9 protein-coding genes are annotated in these 10,702 nt (G+C 62.4%); 6 read left to right on the top strand and 3 right to left on the bottom strand.

What is annotated here, in order from left to right; genetic code table 11:
* Positions 1 to 137: 137 nt before the first annotated feature.
* Positions 138 to 647 (bottom strand): cob(I)yrinic acid a,c-diamide adenosyltransferase, encoded by a 510-nt coding sequence (locus NE584_RS10565; RefSeq protein ID WP_108979668.1) that lies wholly within the window; start codon positions 645 to 647, stop codon positions 138 to 140.
* A gap of 331 nt (positions 648 to 978) precedes the next feature.
* Complete coding sequence (locus NE584_RS10560; RefSeq protein ID WP_256182752.1) at positions 979 to 3,273, bottom strand: S-layer homology domain-containing protein; 2,295 nt, start codon at positions 3,271 to 3,273, stop codon at positions 979 to 981.
* A 306-nt stretch (positions 3,274 to 3,579) separates the two neighbouring features.
* Here NE584_RS10560 and bilS point away from each other — a divergent pair, with 306 nt between their 5' ends.
* The 3 genes from bilS (at position 3,580) to NE584_RS10545 (ending at position 5,919) form a co-directional block, all read left to right on the top strand.
* Complete coding sequence (bilS, locus tag NE584_RS10555) at positions 3,580 to 4,068, top strand: flavodoxin family protein BilS (protein ID WP_157954645.1); 489 nt, start codon at positions 3,580 to 3,582, stop codon at positions 4,066 to 4,068.
* 9 nt (positions 4,069 to 4,077) lie between these two features.
* Positions 4,078 to 5,037: a tRNA-dihydrouridine synthase gene (locus NE584_RS10550; RefSeq protein ID WP_256182773.1), complete on the top strand. Its 960-nt coding sequence runs from the start codon at positions 4,078 to 4,080 to the stop codon at positions 5,035 to 5,037.
* 87 nt (positions 5,038 to 5,124) lie between these two features.
* The gene (locus NE584_RS10545) at positions 5,125 to 5,919 is read left to right on the top strand and encodes a ZIP family metal transporter (protein ID WP_108979672.1); all 795 of its coding nucleotides are present in this window, start codon (positions 5,125 to 5,127) and stop codon (positions 5,917 to 5,919) included.
* 67 nt (positions 5,920 to 5,986) lie between these two features.
* Here NE584_RS10545 and NE584_RS10540 read toward each other — a convergent pair whose 3' ends face one another.
* A complete protein-coding gene (locus NE584_RS10540) occupies positions 5,987 to 7,321 on the bottom strand; it encodes a CCA tRNA nucleotidyltransferase (protein ID WP_256182751.1) in 1,335 nt (444 codons plus the stop codon).
* Between the two features lie 226 nt (positions 7,322 to 7,547).
* Between NE584_RS10540 and NE584_RS10535 the strand changes: the two genes are divergently transcribed.
* The 3 genes from NE584_RS10535 (at position 7,548) to NE584_RS10525 (ending at position 10,581) form a co-directional block, all read left to right on the top strand.
* A complete protein-coding gene (locus NE584_RS10535) occupies positions 7,548 to 8,213 on the top strand; it encodes an SMI1/KNR4 family protein (RefSeq protein WP_256182750.1) in 666 nt (221 codons plus the stop codon).
* Between the two features lie 111 nt (positions 8,214 to 8,324).
* Complete coding sequence (locus NE584_RS10530; protein WP_108979675.1) at positions 8,325 to 9,074, top strand: alpha/beta hydrolase; 750 nt, start codon at positions 8,325 to 8,327, stop codon at positions 9,072 to 9,074.
* 184 nt (positions 9,075 to 9,258) lie between these two features.
* Positions 9,259 to 10,581, top strand: a complete 1,323-nt coding sequence (locus tag NE584_RS10525; protein ID WP_256182749.1) for an MATE family efflux transporter — start codon at positions 9,259 to 9,261, stop codon at positions 10,579 to 10,581.
* Positions 10,582 to 10,702: the final 121 nt, after the last annotated feature.

Raw genomic sequence — 10,702 nt, 5'->3', positions numbered from 1 at the left:
AAGTCGCCGCCGCCCTCCGGGGGCCCCCACAGGCCTCCTTTGACAGTCGCGGAAATATTATACCTATTTGCACGAAATATTGCAACTGTCCGGCGGGAGTTTTTCACGATTTTTTCACATTTATGGCGATGTTGCCCTCAGTACTCCACCCCAGGCCGGGCCGCCGTCCCCAGGTCAAAGGGATGGCGCAGCTTGCCCATCTCAGTGATGTAGTCCGCCCGTCCCACCAGGGCCGGGTCGGGGTCCCGCCCGGTGAGGACCACCTCCCCCGCCGCACGGTCCAGGCAGGAGATCACCTCTTCCAGTGGGAGCAGGCCGGTGTTCACCGCAGCACAGACCTCGTCCAGCACCAGCAGTCCGCAGTCCGGCTGTGCCCCCAGTGTCCGGGCCTGCTCCGCCAAGGCCAGATAGCGGGCCTGCTCCGCCTCCCGCTCCTCCGGGGTGAGCTGAAAGGAGAATTTCACCCGCTCCGGCAGGGGGAGCAGGGTGACCTGAGGCAGCATGGCCAGGGCATAACGCTCGCCGCTGTCCGCCCCCTTTAGGAACTGGGCCACCACCACCCGCTTTCCCCGGCCCGCCATCCGCAGGGCCAGCCCCATGGCGGCAGTGGTCTTACCCTTGCCCTCTCCGCAGTAAAGATGGACCATAAGCTCACTCCTTGTGTATGTTTTCGGTTTATTCTACCAGCTTTTTGGGAAAAAATATACCTCTTTTTTGAGGAAAGCTGGTGACAGGGCGGGATACCTTTGGGGCCGGCGGGGCCAGCCCGCCCCTACATCGGGATCAGGGCATGCGCGCCATGCGGGGTATATTTGTTCCCAGCTTCCATGCAGGGGCAGGTCCCAGGCTCGCCCGGCCTATTGGCCCGTGTGGAGGGACGCCCCTGAGATGGGGCGTGAAGATGGACGGGAAGGAGATGAAACAGGCGCGCGGCTTTTTGAGCCGCGCGCCTGTGAGGTCAGATCTGTCGTTCGCGTATCAGTCGGGGTAGCGGGTGTAGGCAGTATCATCACTGTCCAAGTCATCTACATCGATCCATCCGCTCCAACTGATCTTTTCACTACTTTTCACATAAGCGTAATAGATATCGTCACCATCGATCTCGACGATCACTCCATACTCGTCTTCGTCCCAGAGTTCAATCAGATCACCGACCTGCAGGTCATCAAAGTCCTTTACCTCGCGGGCCTCCAGATTCCCAAACACCTCATCACTCAGCTTATAAGCAAACCCTTGGGGACCAGTGCCCTTTCCAAATTCATCGGAGGTATAGCTCTTGCTATCCGACCATTTTGTTCCAGAATAATCGTTCTCCAGATCATCCAGCAAGGCTGTTACATTCTTTGTCGTGGCTGTCTTGCCGTTTGCCAGTGTATCGTCAGAGGAAGTGCTGTCGGGATAGCGGGTATAAATCGTAGTGATATCGTCAAAATAGGTCCAGAAATTCCAGTCGATTTCGCCGTCAGAGTACACGCTCACATAGTAGGCCCGTTCACGGTCTTCATCGATATCTATGACCACGCCATACAGTCCTTCGTCGTCATCATAGATGATATCGCCAATCTTCAGCTTACTGGTCTTGCTGTGCTTCGTATAGTCCACATCACCGAAGATCTCGTCGCTCAGGCTCCAGGCAAAGTCTTCATCATCGTCATCCCACTCTTTGCCATCGCCGTAATCCCTATCGTCCTCGAACTCGCTCAGATATTTTTCAACATTGCTCTCCGTGATGCTCTTGCCGTTGGTCAGTTCATCGTCAGAGGATGAAGAAGAGCTGCTGGGATAGCGGGTGTACATCTCGTCCAGGTCATCGAAATCAGCCTCGAAATCCCATGCGATCCTGTCCTTGGAATCAATGCTGCCGTAGGTGCAGACTTCGTTCTTGGTGTCCACATCCACCACGACACCCCACAGCTCATTCCAGCTGTCATAGATCACGTCGCCTGCTCGCAGGTCCTCGGCATATTTCACGCTCTTGTAATCCAGCTCGTCAAAGATCTCGTCGCTGATGGTGTAAGCAAAGGCCTCGTCGCCCTTGGCGGAGCCGAACACGTTGGAGGTGTAGCGGTCGCTCATATCCCAGTCGTCGCCGTCTTCATAGTCGTCCATCAGGTCGTCCAGAAGGTCCTCCACGTTGGACTCAGTGGCCTTTTCTCCGTTGCTCAGGGTGTCGTCGCCGGAGGCCTTGGTGAGATAGCGGGTGTAGACAGTATCCCTGCTGTCCAGGTCGTCCAGGTCCGCGGTCTCCTTCCAGGTGATCCAGCCGCTGTTGTCACAGGTGACATAGGTGAAGTCATTCCGGTCCACAGAGACCACCACGCCGAAGTCGCTGCCGGAGTCGAAGCTGACCACGTCGCCCACCCGCAGGTCCGCGGGGTCCTTCAGCTTGCTGGCGGCCATGGCGCCGAACACCTTGTCGCTGAGCATGTAGGCAAAGGCCTCCACGCCGGTGGCGGTGCCCAGTTCCTTGGAGGTGTAGCTGCGGGTCATATCCCACAGGTAGTTCTCGGGATAGTCGCTCTTCAGGGCCACCAAGTCGTCATACACGTTGGACTCGGAGGGGGTCTTGCCGCTCACCAGCCGGTTGGAGTTGACGTAGGTGGGCACCTGGATGGTGGTGGAGGCGTCATACAGGGAGCAGAGCACCACAGCTGCCTGGGCACGGGTGGTGCTGGCGGCGCCGTTGAAGTTACCGTTCTCATCGCCGCTGAGCAGCTTCCTGGCATAAGCCCCGGCCACAGCATTCTGGTAATTGCTGGGGATGGTGCTCCAGTCCTTGATGCTGATCCGGGCGGCCATCAGATCCAGTGCGCTGGGGTTCTCCCACCCCTTGGAGCCGGCCACGTTGACCATGATCTGGGCCATGTCATAGCGGCTGATCTCCGCGTTCACCATGGCCTCGGTCCAGCCGCCGGCGGCGGCGCGGCGCTGGGCAACAGTGGTGTTGCTCAGGATGCCCGCCGAGTAGGCTGCGGCCATGTAGGGATACCACCACTGGCCGGAGCTGTTCTGGTTGGCGGCCACCGCCGTCTTATAGAACATGTTGCAGATCATGGTGACGAACTGGGCGTTGGACAGGGTCTGCTCCGGTCCATACTGGTTGTCTCCGATGCCGGACACCAGCCCCTCTGTGGCGGCCCGGTCAATGTAATAATAGCCCCAGTAGGTGGCGGGCACATCGGTGAATGTAGTGGCGGCCGCGTAGGTGTTCGCGGTCAGCAGCCCCGCTCCCAGGGCCAGCGCCAACAGGCGCCGCAAACCTGTCTTCATCATTCTATTCTCCTTTTCCTGCGTTTTGTCATCCTAAAATTCTGGGGGCGGCCATCCCGTGCCGCGGAAAATCGGGCAGAAGCCCCCTTTTTATTTTACTGTGTTTTTGTCCAAAAGTCAAAACATACCTTGCATATTTATGAAATTTTAATTTTTGGCCTCCTTCATTTTGTGAAGATTTTACCATGAACATTTTCCCTCCCTACCGCTATGATTTTCCTTCTCTTGCTGTCGACAAGAGCCCCGCCGGGATGCTATAATCACCATGAGGATCAGTCCCTATTGCTTAGAATAAAAAGGAGCCCGATGATGAAGCAGATCATTTTATATGACAGCGCCACAGGAAACACAGAATATCTGGCCAAAGCCCTCTCCCATGCCCTGCCCAACGTCCCATGCGGTCCAGTCGGGTCCCTGGACTGCTCGAAAGCCGAGCTGGTCTATCTGGGTTTCTGGACGGACAAGGGCACCTGCTCCGACCGTCTGCGGGCTGTTCTCCCCTCACTGGCAGGCAAGCAGATCTTTCTCTTCGGCACCGCCGGCTTTGGTGCGGATCAGGCGTATTTTTCTCAGATCATCCGCCGCCTTGAGGGTGAACTCCCCCAGAACTGCACCGTGATTGGCTGGTACATGTGTCCTGGGCGCATGGGAGAGGGAGTGCGCCGCCGCTATGAGGCCATGCTTCAGGACCCCGTCTCCGCCGGACAGGCAGAGCTTCTGCTGAAGAACTTCGACGCGGTCCGCACCCGCCCTGATGAGAGAGATGCTCAGGCCCTGCTGGCTGCGGCGGGTCTGTAATTGCAGGCTATGCGCTGCTTTTTCGCCCCCATGGAGGGGATCACAGGAGCCCTGTTCCGCCGGACCCACCGCCGGTTCTTCCCGGGGGTGGACCGGTATTTCATGCCCTTTCTCTCCCCCAGCCAGCACCACGTGTTCACCCGCCGGGAGCTGCGGGACATCCTGCCGGAGCAAGACGGGGACCTGGATGCGGTGCCCCAGCTGCTCACCCGGAGCGGGGCGGACTTTCTCTGGGCGGCAGGTGAGCTGGCCCGGATGGGCTACCGGGAGGTCAACCTGAACCTGGGCTGCCCCTCCGGCACCGTCACCGCCAAGGGGAAGGGGGCCGGGATGCTGGGGCGGCCGGAGGAACTGGACCACCTGCTGGAGGACATCTTCTCCGCCTCCCCCACTGCCGTCTCTGTCAAGACCCGTCTGGGTATCCAGGACCCGGAGGAGTTCTGGCCCATCCTGGACATCTACAACAAGTATCCCATCGCCCAGCTCATTGTCCATACCCGGGTGCGGGAGGACCTGTACCGCCGCCCCGCCCGGCCGGAGCTGTTCCCCGCCATCCTGGCCGCCAGCCGCACCCCCCTGTGCTACAACGGAGACCTGGTGACAGCGGCGGACTGCCGAGCTTTCTCTGTCCGCTTCCCCGGCGCAGGTCTGATGATGGGCAGGGGGCTGGTGGCCGACCCGGCGCTGGCCTCCAAGGCCAAGGGCGGGCCCGGCGCGGACCGGGACACCCTCCGCGCGTTCCACGACGCCCTCTATGAGGGCTATGCCCGTGACTTCGGCAGCCGGCGCAACGCCATGCTGCGGATGAAGGAGCTCTGGTCCTATCTCATCCACCTCTTCCGGGACCCGGAAAGCTATGCCAAAAAGCTGCGCAAGGCGGCGGACCCGGCGGAGTTTGAGGCCCTCACTGCCGGGATGTTCCGAGAGCTGGAGCTCCTGCCCGGCCTGGAGCCCGGGTTTCTGTTCTGACCCGCCCCAGGAGCGGGGACGCCCAAATAGAATGGCCCCGCTCTACATAAACTGAACGTGCCCCAGTCCCTGGGGCAGGAGGTCGCTATGCTGATCCGAGAACTTACCTTTGCCGCCATCGGCACCGGCTTTACCTGTCTGGCCACCGTGCTGGGAGCCGCCATGGTGTTTTTCTTCCGGGAGGACCTGAAACCCGCCACCCAGAAGATCTTTCTGGGCTTCGCAGCTGGCGTGATGGTGGCTGCCTCTGTCTGGTCCCTGCTCATCCCCTCTATGGAAATGGCGGAGGAGATGGGGCAGTCCCCCGCCCTTCCGGTGGGCGGCGGGTTCCTGCTGGGCGGGGCTTTCCTCATGGTCCTGGACCGGCTCACCCCCCATCTCCACATCGGCAGCAGCGATCCGGAAGGGCTGCCCGCCCATCTGAGCCGCACCACCATGATCGTACTGGCCGTCACCCTGCACAACATCCCGGAGGGGATGGCGGTGGGGCTGGCCTTCTCCATGGCCGCCCAGGACACCGGCAGCGGCGCCCTGGCCGGGGCGGTGGCCCTGGCCATCGGGATGGGGCTCCAGAACTTCCCGGAGGGGGCCGCCATCTCCCTCCCCCTCCGGTCCGACGGCGTGGGCACCGGCAGGGCCTTCGCTGCGGGCGCCCTGTCCGGCGTGGTAGAGCCCATCTTCGGCCTGCTCACTGTACTGGTGGCGGGCAGCGTCTCCCTGGTGATGCCCTGGGTCCTTTCCTTCGCCGCGGGGGCCATGATCTATGTGGTGGTGGAGGAACTGATCCCGGAGGCCCACCTGGGGGAGCACTCCCATGTGGGCACCGCCAGCGTCATGTGCGGGTTCCTGGTGATGATGCTGCTGGATGTGATGCTGGGATAAATGCCCCGGGGGACAGCCCGCGCTGTCCCCCGGTCCTGTTTTGTGCCCCCAGCGGGCGGCGGAGCGCTCAGCGCTCCCTCCCCGCCAAACGGTCCAGCTCGGCCATCAGCTCGGCCCGGTGGTTGGGAAGACGGCCCTCCATCACCTCTTCCAGCAGGGCGGCCAGCGCCCGGCCCACCGCGGGCCCCCGCAGGCCCCGGGCCAGGGCGTCGTTTCCGTCCGCCTCCAGGTCCCGCAGGGTGAGGCAGGGCCTCTCGGCCAGGATCTGTCTTGCCAATGCCTCCACCTGCTCCCAGCGGGCTGCCCCCGGAGCCCGGTCCGGAAATTTGGCCCCGGCGTCCGCTTTGGCCAGGGCGGTCCACTGGAAGAAGAGCTCCGGCCCCAGCCGCCCCAGCCACCGCTTCACCAGCCGGGGCTCCGGCTCCAGCTGGAGGTCGTGGCGCCGGATCAGGGTGACCACCCGCTCCCGCAGGGCATTGTCCAGCCGCAGGCGGCGCAGGCAGGCATCCGCCAGCTCCGCCCCGGCGGCGGCGTGTCCGTAAAAGTGGCCCACCCCCTCCCGGTCCACGGTACAGCACCCCGGCTTCCCCACGTCGTGGAGCAGGGCCGCCAGCCGCAGTCCCGGCTCCGCCGGGACCCGCTCCAGAGCCCGGACACAGTGGGTGTAGACGTCATAGCTGTGGTGGGGATTGCGCTGGTCAAAGCCTACGGCGGGAGCCAGCTCGGGCAGCACCTGCCCGGTGAGGACCTCTGGGCAGTCCAGCAGCACCCGGCCCGCCGCCGGGCCGCAGACCAGCCGCTTCAGCTCCTCCGCCACCCGCTCCCGGGAGACGCAGGCCAGCTGGGGGGCGCAGGCTCGCACGCCGGCGGCCGTCCCCTCCTCCAGCCGGAAGTCCAGCTGGGCAGCGAACCGCAGGGCACGCAGCAGACGCAGGGCGTCCTCACCGAAGCGGCGCTCCGGCTCCCTCACGCAGCGGATGACCCCCGCCGCCAGGTCGGCCCGGCCTCCGAAGGGGTCAGTCAGGCCGGAGGGCTCCCAGGCCATAGCGTTTATGGTGAAGTCCCGGCGGGCCAGATCCTCCCCCAGATCCCCCGTGAACTCCACCCGGTCCGGGCGGCGGTGATCGGTGTACCGCCCCTCCCGGCGGAAGGTGGTCACCTCCACCGGCAGGCCGCCGGACAGAACGGTGACCGTCCCGTGCCGCACGCCGGTCTCCACCACCCGCATGGGGGCACAGGCCTCCCGGATCTGCTCCGGCCGGGCGGAGGTGGCCGCGTCATAGTCGTGGGGCGTCCGGCCCATCAGCCTGTCCCGGACGCAGCCTCCCACCAGGACGGCCCGGTGTCCCGCAGCGTTCAGCCGCTCCAGCACCGCCAGCGCCCGCAGGTCCCATCCCTCCATCTCCATTCCTCCTCTCCAGAGAGCCCCGGTCGGTCTCTCTCCTATTCTAGCAGAGTCTGTCCTGGCTGACAACGGCGGGTCCCGCCTCTCCATTTTTATCTTTGACTGATTGGTTCCAACTCTGGCCATTTCACTACACATTGATTAAGACATAAAAATATGGTAAAGTAAGTAAAAAGACAAATTGGAGGTTGTTTGGACTCCCAAGGAAGGAGCAAGGGACACCATGATACCTTTGGAAGAAAGAAATTTTGTGATAAGCGCATGTCAAAAATTACAAGAGCGGGGTTGGTTCCCTGGCAAGGAATTTGTGTCATCTTCCATTACTGAACAGGACATTGCTACATTTGAGCAAGCGCATCAGGTCAAGCTGCCCTCTCTCTACAGGGCTTTTCTGACTTCATTCCGGCTTCCTCAAAACATTCGCAATGACAATTTTCTATGCTCTATTATTGAAGACAAAGGAGACCTTGGCCCACTCTGGTTGGCAATCGACTGCCCACAATCTATGAACGAAGTGTCAAAAAACATAGAAATTTTGCAAGAGATCCGTGATTTTTGTGAACTACCGGAGGACTGCTTTCGAAATTTGATTCCCATTGGCGATTGGGGAGGTGGTTGGGGGCCGCTGTGCATTGATTTGTCCATACCAGAGGAGGAGATTGATGAAAACGACCCACTCACCTGGTCTTTAGTCTGGTTTGACCACGAGGAATTTGATTGGAATGAAGAATACCTGAGTGAAGATGGACTGCTTCACGGAAGTAAGGCTCTGCCGGATTTGAAGAAATTACTGGAGTTATATTTTTACGGAGCATTGGAAGAACGCTTTGAGCAAGAGGAGGGTATCAAACCCACTTACGAATGGTATCAGGATACCTTGAAACGATAACTGCCAGTTTGACCGCCGGTTGCCCGCCTGGTCATTTTGCTGTGGTATTTTCAAATCAGCTTTTGGCAGTGCAGCAGAAAAAGGGGCCCTCGCCCTTTGAAAGGAGCGCTTATGACACAGGAACTTCTCTCCGGACTCAACGGATATAACATCCCCTGCCGGCACACCATCCAGGGCGGCGAGTCCATGGTCTGCCTCATCACCCACGGCTTCGGCAGCAGCAAGGACAGCCCCACCGCCCAGCTGCTGGCCGGGGAGCTCCCCCGGCACGGCATCGGCACCCTGGCACTGGACCTCCCCGCTCACGGGGACAGCCCGGTGGATGGGGACGCTCTGAGCATCCGCCACTGCCTGGACGACCTGGCCCGGGCAGAGGCCCGGGCCCTGGAGCTGGCCCCCGGGGCCCGGGTGGTCTATTTCTCCTCCAGCTTCGGGGCCTACCTGAATCTGATCTACCTGTCCACCCGCCCCCACCGGGGGACGCGGTCCTTCCTGCGCAGCGCGGCGGTGGAGATGCCCCTGCTTTTCCATACCCCCACGCCGGAGCAGGCGGAGGAGCTGGCGCGGCAGGGCTTCCTCATGCTGGACCAGGGCTACGTCCGCCCCCTGAAGCTGACCCCTGCCTTCCTGGCGGATCTGGATGCCCACGACCTCTTTCAACTGTACCGCTCCGGGGAGGAGCGGGTCTGTATGATCCACGGGGATGAGGACCAGACCGCCTCGCCGGAGGCGGCCCGGCGCTTTGCCCAGACCTTCGGCGCCCGTCTCATCCAAGTGCCCGGCGGGGACCACAGCCTGTCCGGCCCCGGCATGCCCCAGCTGGTGGTCCGGGAGGCCCTGGAGTTCTACCTGGCCCCCTGAGCCCTCAGCACAGCTCGATGCCCTCGACCTGGACCAGCTCCGCCCGCAGGGTGTCCAGCTCTGTCACCTGTCTCACCCCAAAATACAACTTTTTTATATATTATAGGGAGAAAACAATTATTTTACAACTGTTTCTCCCTGTGCTATCCTGATCTCACCTGATGAAACTGTGAGGTGACACGCTGTGGAGACCGCCGCCCTGACCCGGGGCTCCATCCCGCCCCAGCTGGTGTCGCTGGCCCTCCCCCTGATTTTTGGGAACATCCTCCAGCAGCTGTACAACACCATAGACGCCATGGTCATCGGCCGCTTCGCCGGGGAGACCGCCTTTGCCGCCATCGGGGTGGCGGGGACGGTGATGAACCTGTTCCTTTTTCTCCTCAGCGGCTGCTGCACAGGCATCTCCGTCCTCTTTGCTCAGCAGTATGGCAGCCGGGATCTGGCCGGCTTCCGGCAGGAGGGGTTTCTGGCCTCTGTCTTCGGCGGCCTGTTCACCCTGGTGCTGAGCCTGGCCGCCCTGCTCCTGCTGCGGCCCCTGCTGACCCTGATGCAGACCCCGGAGGACGTGGCCCGGCTGGCCGCGGAGTATCTGGTGGTCATCTTCGGCGGCCTGCTGGCCACCTTCTTTTACAACCTGTGCGCCGCCGCCCTGCGCTCTGTGGGAGACACCCGCTCCGCCCTGCTGGCCCTGCTGGCGGCTATGGCCGCCAATCTGGCTCTGGATCTGCTGTTCGTGGCCCGGCTGGGCATGGGCATCGCCGGGGCGGCCTGGGCCACGGTGCTGGCCCAGCTGCTCTCCGTGGCGCTGTGCCTGCTCTATCTGGCCCGGCGCTATCCCCAGCTCCTGTTCCGCCGGGAGGACCGGCGGCTGGACCGGGGCCTGCTCCGCCGGACGGTGAGCTATGGGGCGGTGTCCGCCCTGCACCAGTCCAGCCTCTACATCGGCAAGCTGCTGGTCCAGGGGGCGGTGAACTCCATGGGGACCCCCATGATCTCCGCCTACACCGCCACTACCCGCATCGAGGGCTTCGCCAACTCCTTCGGGGACAGCGGGGCCCAGGCCGTCTCTGTCTTCACCGCCCAGAATACCGGGGCCGGGGAGGAGCGGCGGGTGCGGGAGGGGTTCCGTACCAGCTTTCTCATGATGCTGGCCCTGGGCGCAGTGATGTCTGTGCTGCTGTACGCTGCCGCCCCCGCCGCCATCGCCCTGCTGGCGGGGGAGACCTCCTCCTTCACCCAGACCAATGGCGTGGCTTACCTGCGGATGGTGGGGTGCTTTTACATCCTCTGCTTCCTGGGAAACACCTTCGTGGGCTACTTCCGGGGCCGGGGACAGGTGACCGTCCCCGTCTACGGCACTATCATCCAGATCTCCGCCCGGGTCATCCTCTCCTACGCCCTGATACGCCCTATGGGCCTGTCCGGCGTGGCCCTGGCCACCGGCCTTGGCTGGGTGCTGGTGGTGAGCTTCCACTCCCTCATGTATTGGCGCACCCGGAACCGCTGATCCCTCCGGCACAGTACCAAAGGGGGAAGCGGCCTCCTGGACTGTGCCTTTTTCAGGAACGTGGCTTCTCCGCTTTTTGGACAGAAAGGGGGGGCGGGGGGGGGCGGGGGGGGCGGGGGGG

Source organism: Clostridium sp. DFI.5.61 (genome assembly GCF_024462915.1).
Classification (GTDB): domain Bacteria; phylum Bacillota; class Clostridia; order Oscillospirales; family Oscillospiraceae; genus Lawsonibacter; species Lawsonibacter asaccharolyticus.
The sequence above is the reverse complement of the archived record's forward strand: the minus strand, read 5'-3'. Positions and strand labels throughout refer to the sequence as shown.